The following is a 17,136-nucleotide window of genomic DNA, read 5'->3' as shown; positions in this document are numbered from 1 at the left end:
GCCTCCGTTTCCTTAAGCCGCGAACCTGTTGATCGCCGCCTCGATGGTCATCGTTTCGCGAGCGCCGGTCTTGCGGTCCTTCACCTCGACTTCGCCGTTGGCGACCGCGCGCGGGCCGGCGATGATCTGGACGGGCACGCCGATCAGGTCGGCGGTCGCGAACTTCGTGCCGGCCCGGTCGTCGGTATCGTCGTAGAGCACATCCTTGCCCGCCTTGCTCAGCGCGGCATAGATCAACTCGCAGGTATCGTCGCAGGCCTGATCGCCCGCCTTCATGTTGATCACCACGACATCGAAGGGCGCGACCGATGCCGGCCAGATGATTCCGTTGTCATCATGCGATGCTTCGATGATGGCGGGAACAAGGCGTGTCGGGCCGATACCGTAGGAACCCATGTGAACGAAGTGTTCCTTACCGTCCGGTCCCTGCACTTTCGCGCCCATCGGCTCGGAATATTTCGTGCCGAAATAGAAGATGTGGCCGACCTCGATGCCGCGGGCCGAAAGCCGGTCGCCCTCGGGAACGGCGCTGAAGGCCGCCTCGTCGTGCATTTCCGAGGTCGCCGCATAGAGCGAGGTCCACTTGTCGAAGATCGCCTGCAGGCCCTCGACGCTGTCGAAATCGGTGCCTTCGCCGGGAATGTCGAAATCGACGAAATCCTTGTGGCAGAAAACCTCGGATTCGCCGGTATCGGCGAGGATGATGAATTCGTGGCTGAGATTGCCGCCGATCGGGCCGGTATCGGCGCGCATCGGGATGGCGCGCAGGCCGAGCCGATCGAAGGTTCTGAGGTAGGCGGCGAACATCTTGTTGTAGGAATGCTCCGCCCCTTCGCGCGTCAGATCGAAGGAATAGGCATCCTTCATCATGAACTCGCGCGAGCGCATGGTGCCGAAGCGCGGGCGGATCTCGTCGCGGAACTTCAGCTGGATGTGATAGAGATTGAGCGGCAGGTCCTTATAGGACTTGACCGAGGAGCGGAAAATATCCGTCACCATCTCCTCGTTGGTGGGACCGTAGAGCATCGGCCGATCCTGGCGGTCCTTGATGCGCAGCATCTCCTTGCCGTAGGCGTCGTAACGGCCGCTCTCCTGCCAGAGTTCGGCCGATTGCAGCGTCGGCATCGACAGCTCGATGGCGCCGGCCCGGTTCTGCTCGTCGCGGATAATGGCGTTGACCTTGTCGAGGACGCGCTTGCCGAGCGGCAACCAGGAATAGATGCCCTGCGACTGCTGGCGGATCATGCCGGCGCGCAGCATCAGCCGGTGGGAGACGATTTCCGCCTCCTTGGGGTTTTCCTTGAGGATGGGCATGAAATAGCGGGACAGACGCATGGCGGATTCCGAAGCAGTTGGATCCCGCGGCAGGCGGAATCGAAAGACAATGGTTAATGTCGGGAGCGTTCATAGCCGCTTCGCGGCAGGAAGGAAACCCGCAACTGATGTTGGCAACCTCCCGCATGCGCATGTTCGCACCCGCAAAATGACAGGGCGTGAAAAAGCGCGTGTTTATAAGGACTTGAACGAAAATCTTGTCAACAGAAAAATTTTGCTAGAGTGTAGCAAAAATGCAAAAAAAGCTGATGACAAAGCCCAATGTTTGAGCTAGCTTTAGCTCACAAAACAGGCAGGAAGGATAAATTCTTGTCGAATTCGCGGTCAAGTCTTGGGAGGATCAGATCTTAGGCGCGCTCGTCGCAGCCCCGGCAACGGTTACAGATCACGCGATACTTAAAACAAGGCTTTTAGCCTTGTTTTTTTTTGGTTTTTCGGCTCACGTCCCCCGCAAAATCCTGCCCGCCTCCCGTTGGGAGATGGGCCTCTTTCCGTTACGTGAGCTCTTTGCCGCAAAAACATGACACTGGTATGACGGTATACCGTCCGCCGATTGTACATATGCCCAAAGTTTGGGCAAAAGCTAGCTCTTAATAGAAGCTCGGCCCGAGTTGTGGAAGGGCGTCGAAACCCCAGCCGAAATATGTGTCGCAGACATACCAGAGACCGTAGATCACAGCCGAAATCAGTGTCGTCAGCGAAAAGACGAAGGCGGCGCGAAACCGGGCGGGCGCGCTCGGAACGGTGCCGAGCACGACATCATTGTCTTCCGCCTGGGTGCGCAGACCGATCGGCAGGACAGCGAAAAGCGTCATCCACCAGATGATGAAGTAGACGGCAAATCCCTGAAGAAAGACCTGGAGCATTATGGTTCCCGTTGATGCCGCGGTGATATGGCGTCCTTATACGGCGAAATGTCGGCCAACTCAAAGCGGGCAAAACGTTTAGCCGCCTTTGGGTCACTCTGCCGCAGCGGCTCAGGCCTGTTCGAGTTCGATCAACGTGCCGAAGAAATCCTTCGGGTGCAGAAAGAGCACCGGCTTGCCATGCGCGCCGGTCTTCGGCTGACCGTCGCCGAGCACCCTGGCGCCCGCCTCAACCAGCCGGTCGCGGGCGAGAATGATATCCTCCACCTCGTAGCAGATGTGATGCATGCCGCCGGACGGGTTCTTTTCCAGGAAGGCTGCGATCGGCGAGGTCTGCCCAAGCGGTTGCAGCAATTCGACCTTGGTATTCGGCAATTCGACGAAGACGACGGTGACGCCGTGCTCCGGCAGTGCCTGCGGCTGCGATACCGCAGCCCCCAGCGTGTCGCGATAGGCAGCCGTCGCCACTGCCAGATCGGGAACGGCGATGGCGATGTGGTTTACCCGGCCGAGCATGATCAGACCTTGGTCACAAAGGCGGTGACGACGGGCTTCTTGCCCCAGGCATGGTTCGCAGCTGCGCGGATGGCGCGGCGCACGGCCTCCTGCAGCATATCGATATCCTTGCGGCGGGCGCGCGGAATGCTCTCGATGGCGCTGATCGCGGCGTCGAAGAGCGTATCTTCCATCTCCTCGCCCTCGTCGTCATAGACCGGCAGGCCGATCGAAACGAGATCGGGATCGCCGACGATGTCGTAGCGGGCGTCGAGCACGACGTTGACAGCGACATGGCCGACATAGGAGAGCTTCTTGCGCTCGCCGATACCCATCTCGTCGAAATCACCGATCAGCGAGCCGTCTTTATAGATGCGGCCATGCGGCGCCTCGCCGATCACCTCGACGGGACCGGGCGCCAGCCGCAGGATATCGCCATTGCGCACGCGCGGCACGATCGCGATACCGGATTGCTCGGCAAGTTCCTTATGCGCCGTCAAATGCGTCGCTTCGCCATGCACCGGCACGACGATCTTTGGCCGCGTCCACTCATACATCCGCTGTAACTCGTTGCGGCGCGGATGGCCGGAAACGTGGACCAGGGCTTCGGTATCGGTGATGATGTGCACGCCCTGCTCGACAAGGCCGTTCTTAATGTCCTGGATCGCCTTCTCGTTGCCGGGAATGGCGCGCGAGGAAAAGACGACGATATCGCCTGCGGCAAAGGCCACATTGCGCATCTCGTCGCGTGAGAGCTTGGCAAGCGCTGCCCGCGCCTCGCCCTGGCTGCCGGTCAGGATGACGACGACCTTGTCGCGCGGGATATAGCCGTATTCATCTTCGGAGATGAAGGGCTTCACGCCTTCCATCAGGCCGATGTCCTGGGCGACGTTGACGACGCGCTTCAGCGAACTGCCAAGCAGCAGCACTTCGCGGCCTGCCGCCTCGGCGGCCTCGGCAACGGTGCGAATACGCCCGACATTCGACGAGAAGGTGGTGATCGCCACCCGACCCTCGGCATTCTCGATGATCTTGCGCAGGCTTTCGGACACATCCTTCTCGGAGGGCGAAACACCGTCGCGCAGCGCATTGGTGGAATCGCACATCAGCGCCAGGACGCCCTCGTCGCCGAGCTGGCGGAAACGCGTCTCATCGGTCAGCGGCCCGAGCGAAGGCTCGTGGTCGATCTTCCAGTCGCCGGTGTGGATGACATTACCGGCCGGCGTGCGGATCATCAGCGACATCGGCTCAGGGATCGAATGGTTGACGGCGACACCTTCGATGCTGAAGGGGCCGACATTGATCGCATCACCTGCCTTGAACGGCGTCACCGGCACTTCGCCGATCGTCGCCTTCTCGAAATTGCGCTTGGCTTCGAGCAGACCTGCGGTAAAGCCCGAGGCATAGACCGGCACGTTGAGCCCCGGCCAGAGATCGGCAAGCGCGCCATAATGATCTTCATGCGCATGGGTGATGATGATCGCCTTGAGGTTCTTGCGCTCGCTGGCGAGGAAGCGGATATCGGGCAGCACGAGGTCGACGCCCGGCAGGTCGGGGCCGGGAAAGGTGACGCCGCAATCGACCATGATCCATTGGCGATGCTCGGGCGGGCCGTAGCCATAAAGAGCGAGATTCATGCCGATCTCACCAACGCCGCCCAGAGGCAGGAATACCAACTCGTCCTGTTTCGCCATAATTTTCGATTTTTCCGCTATCCAAAAAACACATCACCGGCGGCAATGGGCATTATCCTGCCAGCGCCGGTATCGAGCATCAACAAGCCATTATCATCAATTCCGGCGAATTGTCCGGAAATCGATCGGTCCGGCAAATTCACCGTGATCTTTTCGCCAATGCCGCAGGCAATAGTGCGCCAGAGCGCCGTGATCTCGCCGATGCCGCGGCCCTCATCCCATATTTCAAGCACATCCGCCATGGCGGCGAAGAGATGGGCGAAGAGTTCCTCCGGCGAGGCTGCACTTCCCTGCTGACGCAGGCAGGTGACGGGGTAGAGCGGATTGTCGGGCATCACCGAGACATTGATGCCGATGCCGACGATGAGGGCATAACGGCCATCCGGCAGCCCCTCGCCTTCGACGAGGATGCCGCAGGTCTTCTTTCGGCCGATGAGGATATCGTTCGGCCATTTAACCTCGAGCGGCTCGGCGCCCGGCGGCAGCACCCGGCGGATCGCCTGGTGCACGGCAACGGCAACGGCCAGCGGCAAAGAGCTCAGGCGCTCCATCGGCGCCGGGTCGATCAAAAGAAGAGAGGCGTAGAGATTGCCGCGTTCGGAAACCCAGAGCCTGCCGCGGCGGCCGCGGCCGCCGGTCTGTCGTTCGGCGGTCACCCAGAGATTGCCGCCATCACCCGCCCGAGCCCGGACGAGGCATTCGCTGTTGGTGGACGATGTTTCCGACAGAGCTTCGTGCCTGAAATCGCCGAGCGATATCCGGCGCCGCCCGTCGGAAGCCATTAAAAGAGCGTCGCGGCGGCAAGCTCTGCCGCGCCGCCGATCGGGCCGCCGATGAGGACATAGGCGGTGACGAAGAGACCGGAGAGACCGAAGACCAGACGCAGTGCGCCGGAAACCCGGGCGAATTCGCCGGTCGCCTCATCGAACCACATCAGCTTGATGACGCGCAGATAATAGTAAGCGCCGACGACCGAGGCGAGAACGCCGATGATGGCAAGCGCATAAAGCTTGGCTTCGATGGCGGCGACGAAAACGAAGTACTTGGCGAAGAAGCCGGCGAGCGGCGGAATGCCGGCAAGCGAGAACATCAGCGCCGTCAGCACCACGGCCATGAATGGGTTGGTCGTGGAAAGGCCGGCGAGATCGTTGACCTCCTCGACGACGGTGCCGTCCTTGCGACGCATCGACATGATGATCGCGAAGGTGCCGAGCGTCATGACCATGTAGATGACCATGTAAAGCATGACGCCGGTGACGCCGGTCTGGTTGCCGGCGGCAAGGCCGACCAGCGCATAGCCCATGTGGCCGATCGACGAATAGGCCATCAGTCGCTTGATGTTCTTCTGGCCGATCGCGGCAAACGAGCCGAGCAGCATCGAGGCGATCGAGATGAAGACCACGACCTGCTGCCAGTCGGCCAGAACCGGCTGGAAGGCGGTGATGACGATGCGGGTCATCATCGCCATGGCGGCAACCTTGGGGGCTGCGGCCAGGAAAGCGGTGACCGGCGTCGGCGCGCCTTCATAAACGTCAGGCGTCCACATGTGGAAGGGAACCGCCGAGATCTTGAAGGCGATGCCGGCGAGGATGAAGACCAGGCCGAAGACGAGACCGAGCGAACGCGCGCCCTCGACCGAAAGCGCCTGGGCGATCTCGGAGAAGTGGGTGTGGCCGGTGAAGCCATAGACCAGCGACATGCCGTAGAGCAGCATGCCGGAGGAAAGTGCACCAAGAACGAAATATTTGAGGCCGGCTTCGGTCGACTTCAGGCTGTCGCGGTTGATCGCGGCGACGACATAAAGCGCCAGCGACTGCAGTTCCAGCGCAAGATAGAGCGAGATCAGGTCGTTGGCCGAGATCATCAGCAGGATGCCGAGGGTCGCAAGCACCAGCAGAACCGGGAATTCGAACTTGTCGAGCTGATTTTCGCGGGCGTGGCCCATCGTCATGAACAGCGCGACCAGCGAACCGATGAGCGCCACCAGCTTCATGAAGCGCGAGAAGCCGTCGGCCATATAGACGCCGCCATAGGCAAGGCCTTCTGCCGGCACGAAGAGCAGCCACAGGCCGGAGGCCAGCAGCAGGACGATGGCGAGGCCGGTGACGACAAGGCCCGACCGCTCGCCCGAGAAGACGCCGACCATCAACAGGACAAGGGCGCCGACCGCGAGGATGAGCTCCGGCGCGGAAAGATGCAGACTAAGGAGAATGGTTTCAGCGGTCATGTCCAATAAGTCCCGTCATCAATTCATAGACAGCGCAACATTCTGCGCTGCGTGCACGGCGGCCGTGTAGTTGTTGACCAGCAAATCCACCGAGGCGGCCGTCGCATCGAAGACCGGAGCCGGGTAAACGCCGAAGAAAATGGTCAGCGCGACCAACGGATAGAGGATCAGCTGTTCGCGCCTGGAAAGATCGAGCAGCGCCTTCAGCTTTTCCTTTTCCAGCGCGCCGAAGATCACCCGGCGATAGAGCCAGAGCGCGTAGGCGGCCGAGAGGATGACGCCGGTGGCGGCAAAGAGTGCCACCCAGGTGTTGACCCGGAAGACGCCGATCAGCGTCAGGAATTCGCCAATGAAGCCCGACGTGCCGGGAAGCCCGACATTGGCCATGGTGAAGACCATCATCGCGACGGCATATTTCGGCATGTTGTTGACGAGGCCGCCATAGGCGTTGATCTCACGGGTGTGGGTGCGGTCGTAAATGACGCCGACGCAGAGGAAGAGCGCGCCGGAGACGATGCCGTGCGACAGCATCTGGAAGATCGAACCCTGAACACCCTGCATGTTGGCGGCAAAGATGCCCATGGTCACATAACCCATGTGCGCCACCGAGGAATAGGCGATCAGCTTCTTGATGTCGTCCTGCATCATCGCCACCAGCGAGGTATAGATGATGGCAATGACGGACATGGCGAAGACGAGCGGCGCGAAATAATCGGAGGCGACCGGGAACATGCCGAGCGAGAAGCGGATAAGGCCGTAACCGCCGAGCTTCAGGAGCACGCCGGCCAGGATGACCGAGCCTGCCGTCGGCGCCTGAACGTGGGCATCGGGAAGCCAGGTATGGACCGGCCACATCGGCATCTTCACCGCAAAGGAGGCGAAGAAAGCCAGCCATAACCAGGTCTGCAATGCCGGCGGGAACTTGTAGGCGAGCAGCGCGGTGATGTCGGTCGTGCCGGCCTGCCAGTACATCGCCATGATGGCGAGCAGCATCAGCACCGAGCCCAGCAGCGTATAGAGGAAGAACTTGTAGCTCGCATAGACGCGGTCCTTGCCGCCCCAGACGCCGATGATCAGGAACATCGGAATGAGGCCAGCCTCGAAGAAGACGTAGAACAGCACGATATCGAGCGAGACGAAGACCCCGACCATCATCGTTTCCAGGATGAGGAAGGCGATCATGTATTCCTTCAGGCGCTTCTCGATCGAGAGCCAGCTCGCCAGCACGCAGAAGGGCATGAGGAAGGTCGACAGGATGACGAACAGCATCGAGATGCCGTCGACGCCGACGTGATAGCCGATGCCGGTGCCGAGCCAGTTATGCTTCTCGATCATCTGGAAGCCCGGATTGGCATTGTCGAAGCCGGTCCAGATGAAGAGCGAGACGACGAAGGTGAAGACGGTGGTGATCAGCGAGATCCACAGCACGTTTTTCCGGCCGGTTTCGCTCTCGCCGTTCATCAATAGCAGGAGCACCACGCCGACCAGCGGCAGGAAGGTGACCGTTGAAAGAATAGGCCAATCGGTCATCAGAAGGAACTCCCGAGCATCATCCAGGTAACGAGCGCCGCAATGCCGATCAGCATCGCGAAGGCGTAGTGATAGAGGTAACCGGTCTGCAGGCGGACGACACGGTCGGTGACGGCGACGACGCGGGCGGCGACGCCGTTCGGGCCGTAGGTGTCGATGACGCCGACGTCACCCCTCTTCCACAGGAAGCGGCCGAGCGCCTTGGCCGTGCGGACGAAGAGGAAGTCGTAGAGTTCGTCGAAATACCACTTGTTGAGCAGGAAGTGGTAGAGCACGCGATGCTGCTTGGCGAGGGTGCGCGGCGTCTGCGGCGAGCGGATATACATGTACCACGCGGTGACGAAGCCGAGCACCATGGCGATGAAGGGGCTCAAGCCCACGAGCGCCGGTACATGGTGGAACTCTTCGACGAGTTCATTCTCGGCGCCGGTAAACAGCGCACCCTTCCAGAACTCGGCATATTCCTCGCCGTAGAAGCGGCCCTCGAAGAGGAAGCCGGCAAACACCGCACCGATCGCCAGGAGATAGAGCGGCACCAGCATGACCTGCGGCGACTCGTGGACGTGGTGCATGACCTCGTGCGAAGCGCGCGGCTTGCCGAAGAAGGTCATGAAGATCAGGCGCCAGGAATAGAAGCTCGTAAACAGAGCCGCGATGACCAGCAGCGAGAAGGCGAAGCCCGAGACGGGCGAATGCGATGCATAGGTCGCCTCGATGATCACGTCCTTGGAGAAGAAGCCGGCAAAACCGATCGGCGTGAAGGGAATGCCGACACCGGTGATCGCCAGCGTGCCGATGATCATCATCCAGAACGTTACCTTGATGTGCGGCCGCAGGCCGCCCATGTAGCGCATGTCCTGCTCGCCATCGACGGCATGGATGACCGAGCCGGCGCAGAGGAAGAGCAGCGCCTTGAAGAAGGCATGGGTGAAGAGATGGAAGATCGCCGCGCCATAGGCCCCTACCCCGAGCGCCACGAACATGTAGCCGAGCTGTGAGCAGGTGGAATAGGCGATGACGCGCTTGATGTCGTTCTGCACCAAGCCGACGGTGGCCGCGAAGAAGGCGGTGATCGCGCCGATGACCGTGACGACCGTAAGCGCATCCGGCGACAGTTCGAACAGCGGCGACATGCGGGCGACGAGGAAGACACCGGCGGTGACCATTGTGGCGGCATGGATGAGAGCCGAGACCGGGGTCGGGCCTTCCATGGCATCCGGCAGCCAGGTGTGCAGCAGGAACTGCGCCGACTTGCCCATCGCGCCCATGAACAGCAGCAGGCAGATGCCGGTCAGCGCATGCGCCTTGTCGAGCTGCATGCCGAAGAGGTTGAGGATCACTTCGCTCGCCTCGCCGCCACCTTCATGCGGGGCGAAATTCGAGGCGTTGGCGAAGATCGTGTCGAAGTTGATCGAGCCGAACAGCACGAAGACGCCGGCAATGCCGAGCACGAAGCCGAAGTCGCCGACGCGGTTGACGATGAAGGCCTTCATCGCCGCAGCCGTCGCCGACGGCTTCTTGAACCAGAAGCCGATCAAGAGATAGGAGGCAAGACCGACGCCTTCCCAGCCGAAGAACATCTGGCCAAGGTTGTCGGCCGTCACCAGCATCAGCATGGCGAAGGTGAAGAGCGACAGATAGGCAAAGAAGCGCGGACGATGCGGATCGGTATGCATGTAGCCGATCGAATAGACATGCACCAGCGTCGAGACCGTGTTGACGACGATCAGCATCACTGAGGTCAGCGTATCCACACGCAGCGACCAGGAGACGTCGATGCCGCCGGACTGGATCCAGCGCAGCACCTCGACCTTGATCGGGCCGCCTTCGGCATGGCCCATGCCGACGGTGAAGAAGACGACCCAGGACAGGATGGCGGCGATGATCATCAGGCCGCTGGTGAGATATTCCGAAGCCTTGGCGCCGATGGCGCGGCCAAAAAGGCCGGCGACGATCGCACCGATCAAGGGAAGAAAGACGATAGCCTTATAGAGGAACATGAGCCACTCAGCCCTTCATCATATTGACGTCTTCGACCGCGATCGAGCCGCGGTTGCGGTAGAAGACAACGAGAATTGCAAGACCGATCGCCGCTTCGGCAGCCGCGACCGTCAGGATGAACAGCGCGAAGACCTGGCCGACGATGTCGTTCAGGAAATGGGAAAAGGCGACCATGTTGATGTTGACGGCAAGCAGGATCAGTTCGACCGACATCAGGATGACGATGACGTTCTTCCGGTTCAGGAAGATGCCGAAGACGCCGAGCGTGAAGAGGATGGCGCTAACCGTCAGGTAGTGGGAAAGTCCGATGACCATGTTCTTTGTTCCTTGACCTGCCTTAGACGCCCTGCCCGGGCTTGACCGACACCACCTCGACGGCGGTGGCGGGCGTGCGGGCAACCTGCCGCGGAATATTCTGCCGCTTGATGTTGGTGCGATGCCTCAGCGTCAGCACGATCGCGCCGATCATGGCGACCAGCAGCACCAGACCGGCGATCTGGAAGAAATAGACGTAGTTGGTATAGAGCACGTCGCCGAGGGCGGCCGTATTCGTCCGCTCGCTGAGTGCCGGGATCGGCATGGCGACTGATTTGGCGATCTCCGGCGAGATGACGCTGCCGCCGATGACGACGATCAGTTCGGCCGCCAGGATCACTCCGATCAGCCCGCCGATCGGCGCATATTCGAGAACCCCTGCCCTCAATTCGGTGAAGTCGATATCGAGCATCATCACCACGAAGAGGAAGAGAACGGCGACGGCGCCGACATAGACGACGAGCAGGATCATCGCCAGGAATTCGGCACCGGCCAGCAGGAAGAGGCCGGCCGCGTTGAAGAACACCAGGATCAGGAACAGAACCGAGTGAACCGGGTTCTTCGCCCAGATGACCATGAACGCCGACGCCACCGCGACAAAGGCGAAAAGATAGAAAAATAGAGCCTGCAGACCCATGTTGGTGCCTTTTTCATCTTCCCCCGGGCAGCCGGGAGTTTTTCTGCCCGATAGAGCTTTGCGCGGCTGACCGGCAGAACTCCTGTGCATATTGACCGCGACCGAAGCGCTCAAGCTCCATTACGGCATTTCAAAAACTCGATCAGCGGTACGGCGAGTCGATCGCGATGTTGCGGGCGATTTCGCGCTCCCACCGGTCTCCGTTATCCAGAAGCCGCGCCTTGTCGAAATAGAGCTCTTCGCGGGTTTCCGTCGCAAATTCGAAATTCGGGCCTTCGACGATCGCGTCGACCGGGCAGGCTTCCTGGCAGAAGCCGCAATAGATGCACTTCACCATGTCGATGTCGTATCGCACCGTGCGGCGCGTGCCGTCGTTGCGGCGCGGACCGGCCTCGATGGTGATCGCCTGGGCAGGACAGATCGCCTCGCAGAGTTTGCAGGCGATGCAGCGTTCCTCACCGTTCGGATAACGGCGCAGCGCATGCTCGCCGCGGAAACGCGGGGAGACCGGGCCTTTTTCGAAGGGATAGTTGATCGTCGCCTTCTGGCGGAAGAAATAGCGCATCGACAGAAAGAACGCGCCGACGAATTCCTTGAGAAACAGCGAGCTGATGGAGCCGGACAAGCTTGCCATCTTCAACCTCCAATTTTGCCGAAAACGAGAGCGGGCATCATCATGCCCACCCCGTCAGTTTCAGCACGAATGCAACGATGACGACCATGGCGAGCGACAGCGGCAGGAAAACTTTCCAGCCGAGGCGCATGAGCTGGTCGTAGCGGTAGCGCGGAACGAAGGCCTTGACCATCGCGAACATGAAGAACACCAGGCAGGCCTTCAGCGTGAACCAGATGATGCCTGGGACCCAGTTGAGGATCCAGATATCGACCGGGGGCAGCCAGCCGCCGAGGAAGAGGATCGTCGTCAGCGCGCACATCAGGCAGACGGCCGCATATTCGCCGAGCATGAACATCATGTATGGCGAGGAGCCGTATTCGACCATGAAGCCGGCAACGAGTTCCGATTCGGCTTCCGGAAGGTCGAAAGGCGGACGGTTCGTCTCGGCGAGTGCCGAAATGAAGAAGATGATGAACATCGGGAACAGCGACAGCCAGTGCCAGTCGAGGAACGACGCCGGCAGGCCGAGCATGGTGCCCAGGCCGGTATGCTGAGCATTGACGATGTCGGTCAGGTTCAGCGATCCGACGCAGAGAAGCACGGTGACGATGACGAAGCCGATCGAGACTTCATAGGACACCATCTGTGCGGCCGAACGCAGCGCGCCGAGGAACGGATACTTCGAGTTCGAAGCCCAGCCGCCCATGATGATGCCGTAAACCTCGAGCGAGGAAATCGCGAAAATATAGAGGATGCCGACATTGATGTTGGCGATCACCCATCCGTCGGCCAGCGGCACCACTGCCCAGGTGGACAGCGCCAGAAGCACCGTCACCAGCGGGGCCAGCAGGAACACCGCCTTGTTGGCGCCGGCCGGAATGATCGGCTCCTTGAAGACGAACTTCAAAAGGTCGGCGAAGGACTGGAACAGGCCGAAGGGACCGACGACGTTCGGGCCGCGACGCAGCTGCACGGCCGCCCAGATCTTGCGGTCGGCGAGCAGCACATAGGCGATGAAGACGAGCAGGCAGACGAGAAGCAGCAGCGACTGACCGATCATGATGATCGCCGGCCAGACATAGCTCGAAAAGAAAGAATCCATAGTCCCCTGCCCTTACTCTGCCGCGACTTTGAAGTTGTTGCGGGCCAATGCCGAGCACTCCGCCATGACAGCCGAGGCACGCGCTATCGGGTTCGTCAAATAGAAGTCTTTCACCGGCGACGCAAACCCTGACTTGTTCATCTTGCCGGCTTTTTTCGCAACTGCGGCAATTTGGGCGCTATCGCTTTCGGCGATCTCATCGATGGCGGCGAAATGCGGGAAAGCGGCATAGAGCCGGACGCGCAATTCGCTCAGCGAATCGAAGGGAAGCTTCTTGCCGAGCACGTCGGAAAGAGCACGGATGATCGCCCAGTCCTCGCGGGCATCACCCGGCGCAAAGCCGGCGCGGTTGCCCATCTGAACGCGGCCTTCGGTGTTGACCCAGGTGCCGGACTTTTCGGTATAGGCTGCGGCCGGCAGGATGACGTCGGCATGATGCGCGCCGTTATCGCCGTGCGAGCCGATATAGACGGTGAGCCTGGCCTTCTTGGCGGCAAAGTCGAGTTCGTCGGCGCCGAGCAGGAAGAGCACATCCATTGCCGTCAGCATTTCGGCGGCGTTGACGCCCTTGGCCCCCGGCACGAAGCCGAGATCGAGGCCACCGACGCGGGACGCTGCGGTATGGAGGACGGCAAAACCGTTCCAGCCTTCGACAACAGCGCCGACCGAACCGGCGAGCTTGGCCGCACTGGCGAGAACGCCAGCGCCGTCGGTGCGCGACAGCGCGCCCTGGCCGATGATGATCATCGGCTTGGCGGCATTCTTCAGGACTTCGGCGAAGGCATGGTTGCCGTCGACCAGATCCTTCAGCGTGTCGGGACCGCCGCCGAGGTAGTCATAGCTGTAGCGCAACTCGCCCGGCTCGCCGATGACGCCGATCGGGAACTTGCCCCGGCGCCAGCGCTTGCGGATGCGGGCGTTGAGGATGGCTGCCTCGAAACGCGGATTGGCGCCGATGATCAAGAGCGCGTCGGCCTGGTCGATGCCCGAAATGGTCGGGTTGAAGAGATAGCTTGCACGGCCGAGCGACGGATCCAGTGCGGCCCCATCCTGGCGACAGTCGAGATTGGCCGATCCCAGCGACTTCACCAGTTCGGAGAGCGCATACATCTCCTCGACGGAAGCAAGGTCGCCTGATATCGCGCCGATCTTGTCGCCCGAGGTGGCGCTGACGGCGGCCTTGATGGCGCCGAAGGCTTCGGCCCAGGTGGCCGGCTGCAGGCGGCCGTCGCGGCGCACATAGGGCCGGTCGAGGCGCTGGGTCTTCAGGCCGTCCCAGATGAAGCGGCTCTTGTCGGAGATCCACTCTTCATTGATCGCCTCGTTGACACGCGGCAGGATGCGCATGACTTCGCGGCCGCGGGTGTCGACGCGGATCGCCGAACCGACGGCATCCATGACGTCGATCGATTCGGTCTTGTTCAATTCCCAGGGGCGCGCGGTGAAGGCGAAGGGCTTCGAGGTGAGCGCGCCGACCGGGCAAAGGTCGACGACGTTGCCCTGCAGCTCGGAGGTCATCGCCTGTTCGAGATAGGTGGTGATCTCGGCATCCTCACCGCGGCCGATCAGGCCGAGTTCGGAAATGCCGGCGACCTCGGTGGTGAAGCGGACGCAGCGCGTGCAATGGATGCAGCGGTTCATCACCGTCTTGACCAGCGGGCCGATATACTTGTCCTCGACGGCGCGCTTGTCTTCCTGGTAACGCGAAGTGTCGATGCCGAAGGCCATCGCCTGGTCCTGCAGGTCGCATTCGCCGCCCTGGTCGCAGATCGGGCAATCGAGCGGATGGTTGATCAACAGGAATTCCATCACACCTTCGCGGGCCTTCTTGACCATCGGGGTGTTGGTGAAGACCTCGGGCAGTTCGCCGTTCGGGCCGCCGCGGATATCGCGCACGCTCATGGCGCAGGAAGCCTGCGGCTTCGGCGGGCCGCCCTTCACTTCGACAAGGCACATGCGGCAATTGCCGGCAACCGACAGCCGCTCGTGGAAGCAGAAGCGCGGAACCTCGGCGCCGGCATCCTCACACGCCTGCAATAGCGTGAAATGATCCGGAACTTCGATCTCGTTGCCGTCAATCTTCAGTTTTGCCATCGTCGCTCAGTCCTGTTTCCCGTTTGCCTGATGACGGCAAACAAACCTATTTTTGCAACACTCTCACTGCCAAGCCGGATCTTTCGTCCTGCCGACAGCTGATGTCGCCGAAGTTCTCTGTCGCGCGTTCCAGACCCGGAACCCGCAGCGGCATCTGCAGCGTGAGGCCCCCCGCCCGTCCGCCGATCTGCCCTTTTTCCGGCCGATGATCCGGCCGGACAGTTCATTTCCGTCTACGGCCCCGTCCCGCCAGAACCTTCGCCTGACCAGTCCAGTCGTCACGGCCGATGCGGCCATTGAAGCCAAGCTCGGCGTCGAGCCGGACGATTTCCTCATCGCTCCATGCGGCGATCTCGGCGAAGCTGCGAATGCCCCTGGCGTTCAGTACCTGCTCCAGCTTCGGGCCGATACCGGTGATCAGCTTCAGATCGTCGGCCTTAACAGCCCGCGCAACCGGCCTGGCCTTGACGGCGGGCTTCGGCTGGCTGGCAGGAACCGGTTCGCTGACCGGTGTGACAACAGTCAGTTTCGGCCTTGCCTTCTTCTCGACGTCAGGCTTGGTCTCGGCCGCCGGCTTGGCGACAGCCTTGACGGCAGGGCGAATATTCTCCGGCCGGATCTCGACGTCGGGCATCAACGCGTCCGGCGGCGTGTCATCGAGGGCGGCAGCAAGCTTGCCGGTCGTTTCCAGTGCGCTCTGGAAGGCGCCGAAAAAGGCGCCTGCCATCTGGGTCGAGAAACCAAAGCCGATCGCCGTCGCGGCGGCAAAGGCTGCGGCAGGATGTGCCATCAGCGGATGCACCGGCATTGCCCGCGCATTTTCCAGCATCTCGGCAGCAAGCCGGCCAAAGCCGGCCGGGAAATCGGCTGCCTCTTCCTTCTTTCTGCCGTCGGATGCCTTGTCCACCATGATTATTCAGCCGCCTCCAGAACCGCACCGTGATCGAGCGCGCTCGCCGTATACTGGTCAATGCGCTTTTCGATCTCGGGACGGAAGTTACGGATCAGACCCTGCACCGGCCATGCGGCGGCGTCGCCGAGCGCACAGATGGTGTGGCCTTCGATTTGCTTGGTCACCTGGAACAGCATGTCGATTTCACGCTTCTGGGCATTGCCCTTGGCCATGCGCTCCATCACCCGCCACATCCAGCCCGTGCCTTCGCGGCACGGCGTGCACTGGCCGCAGCTCTCATGCTTGAAGAAGGCGGAGATGCGGGCGATCGCCTTGATGACGTCGGTGGACTTGTCCATGACGATCGCGGCGGCCGTGCCGAAGGAGGAACCGACGCCGCGCAGGCCGTCGAAATCCATCGGGCAGTCGATGATGTCCTTGGCCGGAACGATCGGGCAGGACGCACCGCCCGGAATGACGGCGAGCAGGTTGTCCCAGCCGCCGCGGATGCCGCCGGCATGGCGGTCGACCAGCTCGCGGAAGGTGATGCCCATTTCTTCTTCGACCGTGCACGGCTTGTTGACGTGGCCGGAGAGCATGAACAGCTTGGTGCCGACATTGTTCGGACGGCCTATGGCCGAAAACCAGCCGGCGCCACGGCGCAGGATGGTCGGCGCCACAGCGATCGATTCGACGTTGTTGACAGTCGTCGGGCAACCATAGAGGCCCATATTGGCCGGGAAAGGCGGCTTCAGGCGCGGCTGGCCCTTCTTGCCTTCGAGGCTTTCGAGCAGTGCGGTTTCCTCGCCGCAGATGTAAGCGCCGGCGCCGTGATGGACGAAGATGTCCATGTCCCAGCCGAGCTTGTTGTTCTTGCCGAGCAGGCCGTAATCATAACATTCGTCGATCGCCGCCTGCAGCGCTTCGCGCTCTCTTATATATTCGCCACGCACATAGATGTAGGCGGCATTGGCGCCCATGGCGAAGCTCGCGACAACGCAGCCTTCGATCAGCGTATGCGGATCGTGGCGCATGATGTCACGGTCCTTGCAGGTGCCAGGCTCCGATTCGTCGGCGTTGACGACGAGGTAATGCGGGCGGCCGTCGCTTTCCTTCGGCATGAAAGACCATTTGAGGCCTGTCGGGAAACCGGCGCCGCCGCGACCGCGAAGGCCGGATGCCTTCATCTCGTTGATGATCCAGTCTCGGCCCTTTTCGAGGATCTGCTTGGTGCCGTCCCAGTGGCCGCGGCTCATCGCGCCCTTCAGGGATTTGTCCTTGAGGCCGTAGATGTTGGTAAAGATGCGGTCTTTATCTTGTAACATGCTTCAC

The 17,136-nt window shown here is 61.3% G+C and carries 16 protein-coding genes; 1 reads left to right on the top strand and 15 read right to left on the bottom strand.

Going from position 1 to position 17,136, the window contains the following annotated elements:
- Positions 1–12: 12 nt before the first annotated feature.
- Positions 13–1,335 (bottom strand): proline--tRNA ligase, encoded by a 1,323-nt coding sequence (proS, locus tag QMO82_RS08480; RefSeq protein ID WP_183606539.1) that lies wholly within the window; start codon positions 1,333–1,335, stop codon positions 13–15.
- On the opposite strand from proS, the gene QMO82_RS08475 reads away from it, so the two are divergent.
- The gene (locus QMO82_RS08475) at positions 1,334–1,609 is read left to right on the top strand and encodes a hypothetical protein (protein ID WP_183606686.1); all 276 of its coding nucleotides are present in this window, start codon (positions 1,334–1,336) and stop codon (positions 1,607–1,609) included. The genes proS and QMO82_RS08475 overlap by 2 nt on opposite strands.
- A gap of 316 nt (positions 1,610–1,925) precedes the next feature.
- Here the strand turns inward: QMO82_RS08475 and QMO82_RS08470 are convergent, their stop codons facing one another.
- The 14 genes from QMO82_RS08470 to nuoF all read right to left on the bottom strand — a co-directional run bounded on the left by QMO82_RS08470 (position 1,926) and on the right by nuoF (position 17,129).
- The gene (locus QMO82_RS08470; RefSeq protein WP_183606538.1) at positions 1,926–2,201 is read right to left on the bottom strand and encodes a DUF1467 family protein; all 276 of its coding nucleotides are present in this window, start codon (positions 2,199–2,201) and stop codon (positions 1,926–1,928) included.
- 111 nt (positions 2,202–2,312) lie between these two features.
- Entirely contained in the window at positions 2,313–2,717 is a 405-nt protein-coding gene (gene mce, locus QMO82_RS08465; protein WP_183606537.1) for a methylmalonyl-CoA epimerase, read from the bottom strand.
- A gap of 2 nt (positions 2,718–2,719) precedes the next feature.
- Positions 2,720–4,390, bottom strand: coding sequence for a ribonuclease J (locus tag QMO82_RS08460; RefSeq protein ID WP_183606536.1), 1,671 nt, complete (start codon positions 4,388–4,390; stop codon positions 2,720–2,722).
- Positions 4,391–4,407: 17 nt separating this feature from the next.
- Positions 4,408–5,172, bottom strand: a complete 765-nt coding sequence (locus QMO82_RS08455) for a biotin--[acetyl-CoA-carboxylase] ligase (protein ID WP_183606535.1) — start codon at positions 5,170–5,172, stop codon at positions 4,408–4,410.
- On the bottom strand, positions 5,172–6,617 hold the full coding sequence (gene nuoN / locus QMO82_RS08450; RefSeq protein WP_183606534.1) for an NADH-quinone oxidoreductase subunit NuoN: 1,446 nt from the start codon (positions 6,615–6,617) through the stop codon (positions 5,172–5,174). The genes QMO82_RS08455 and nuoN overlap by 1 nt, the downstream gene beginning before the upstream one ends.
- Before the next feature lie 18 nt (positions 6,618–6,635).
- The gene (locus QMO82_RS08445) at positions 6,636–8,147 is read right to left on the bottom strand and encodes an NADH-quinone oxidoreductase subunit M (RefSeq protein WP_183606533.1); all 1,512 of its coding nucleotides are present in this window, start codon (positions 8,145–8,147) and stop codon (positions 6,636–6,638) included.
- A complete protein-coding gene (gene nuoL / locus QMO82_RS08440; protein ID WP_183606532.1) occupies positions 8,147–10,147 on the bottom strand; it encodes an NADH-quinone oxidoreductase subunit L in 2,001 nt (666 codons plus the stop codon). Before nuoL ends, QMO82_RS08445 begins: the two co-directional genes overlap by 1 nt.
- A gap of 7 nt (positions 10,148–10,154) precedes the next feature.
- Entirely contained in the window at positions 10,155–10,463 is a 309-nt protein-coding gene (nuoK, locus tag QMO82_RS08435; protein WP_010066755.1) for an NADH-quinone oxidoreductase subunit NuoK, read from the bottom strand.
- A 22-nt stretch (positions 10,464–10,485) separates the two neighbouring features.
- Positions 10,486–11,100, bottom strand: a complete 615-nt coding sequence (locus QMO82_RS08430) for an NADH-quinone oxidoreductase subunit J (protein WP_033180330.1) — start codon at positions 11,098–11,100, stop codon at positions 10,486–10,488.
- 142 nt (positions 11,101–11,242) lie between these two features.
- Positions 11,243–11,734: an NADH-quinone oxidoreductase subunit NuoI gene (nuoI, locus tag QMO82_RS08425; RefSeq protein WP_003547385.1), complete on the bottom strand. Its 492-nt coding sequence runs from the start codon at positions 11,732–11,734 to the stop codon at positions 11,243–11,245.
- A 40-nt stretch (positions 11,735–11,774) separates the two neighbouring features.
- Positions 11,775–12,818 (bottom strand): NADH-quinone oxidoreductase subunit NuoH, encoded by a 1,044-nt coding sequence (gene nuoH, locus QMO82_RS08420; RefSeq protein WP_183606531.1) that lies wholly within the window; start codon positions 12,816–12,818, stop codon positions 11,775–11,777.
- A gap of 12 nt (positions 12,819–12,830) precedes the next feature.
- Positions 12,831–14,912: an NADH-quinone oxidoreductase subunit NuoG gene (gene nuoG, locus QMO82_RS08415; RefSeq protein WP_183606530.1), complete on the bottom strand. Its 2,082-nt coding sequence runs from the start codon at positions 14,910–14,912 to the stop codon at positions 12,831–12,833.
- A gap of 223 nt (positions 14,913–15,135) precedes the next feature.
- A complete protein-coding gene (locus QMO82_RS08410; protein ID WP_183606529.1) occupies positions 15,136–15,822 on the bottom strand; it encodes a 5' DNA nuclease in 687 nt (228 codons plus the stop codon).
- Between the two features lie 2 nt (positions 15,823–15,824).
- Positions 15,825–17,129 carry an NADH-quinone oxidoreductase subunit NuoF gene (nuoF, locus tag QMO82_RS08405; protein WP_003558451.1) on the bottom strand — a complete coding sequence of 435 codons (1,305 nt, stop codon included), beginning with the start codon at positions 17,127–17,129 and terminating at the stop codon, positions 15,825–15,827.
- Positions 17,130–17,136: the final 7 nt, after the last annotated feature.

The sequence above is a fragment of the Rhizobium sp. BT04 genome (assembly GCF_030053135.1).
In the GTDB taxonomy this organism is placed as follows: Bacteria; Pseudomonadota; Alphaproteobacteria; order Rhizobiales; family Rhizobiaceae; genus Rhizobium; species Rhizobium binxianense.
Note: the sequence above shows the minus strand (reverse complement) of the source record. Positions and strands in the feature narration are given on the sequence as shown.

Coding starts and splice junctions, on each gene's coding strand:
- QMO82_RS08410 (WP_183606529.1), bottom strand. CDS start 15,822: ATGGTGGACAAGGCATCCGACGGCAGAAAGAAGGAAGAGGCAGCCGAT.
- QMO82_RS08445 (WP_183606533.1), bottom strand. CDS start 8,147: ATGACCGATTGGCCTATTCTTTCAACGGTCACCTTCCTGCCGCTGGTC.
- QMO82_RS08460 (WP_183606536.1), bottom strand. CDS start 4,390: ATGGCGAAACAGGACGAGTTGGTATTCCTGCCTCTGGGCGGCGTTGGT.
- QMO82_RS08455 (WP_183606535.1), bottom strand. CDS start 5,172: ATGGCTTCCGACGGGCGGCGCCGGATATCGCTCGGCGATTTCAGGCAC.
- QMO82_RS08470 (WP_183606538.1), bottom strand. CDS start 2,201: ATGCTCCAGGTCTTTCTTCAGGGATTTGCCGTCTACTTCATCATCTGG.
- proS (WP_183606539.1), bottom strand. CDS start 1,335: ATGCGTCTGTCCCGCTATTTCATGCCCATCCTCAAGGAAAACCCCAAG.
- nuoG (WP_183606530.1), bottom strand. CDS start 14,912: ATGGCAAAACTGAAGATTGACGGCAACGAGATCGAAGTTCCGGATCAT.
- nuoL (WP_183606532.1), bottom strand. CDS start 10,147: ATGTTCCTCTATAAGGCTATCGTCTTTCTTCCCTTGATCGGTGCGATC.
- mce (WP_183606537.1), bottom strand. CDS start 2,717: ATGCTCGGCCGGGTAAACCACATCGCCATCGCCGTTCCCGATCTGGCA.
- nuoF (WP_003558451.1), bottom strand. CDS start 17,129: ATGTTACAAGATAAAGACCGCATCTTTACCAACATCTACGGCCTCAAG.
- QMO82_RS08475 (WP_183606686.1), top strand. CDS start 1,334: ATGGCGGATTCCGAAGCAGTTGGATCCCGCGGCAGGCGGAATCGAAAG.
- nuoK (WP_010066755.1), bottom strand. CDS start 10,463: ATGGTCATCGGACTTTCCCACTACCTGACGGTTAGCGCCATCCTCTTC.
- nuoI (WP_003547385.1), bottom strand. CDS start 11,734: ATGGCAAGCTTGTCCGGCTCCATCAGCTCGCTGTTTCTCAAGGAATTC.
- QMO82_RS08430 (WP_033180330.1), bottom strand. CDS start 11,100: ATGGGTCTGCAGGCTCTATTTTTCTATCTTTTCGCCTTTGTCGCGGTG.
- nuoH (WP_183606531.1), bottom strand. CDS start 12,818: ATGGATTCTTTCTTTTCGAGCTATGTCTGGCCGGCGATCATCATGATC.
- nuoN (WP_183606534.1), bottom strand. CDS start 6,617: ATGACCGCTGAAACCATTCTCCTTAGTCTGCATCTTTCCGCGCCGGAG.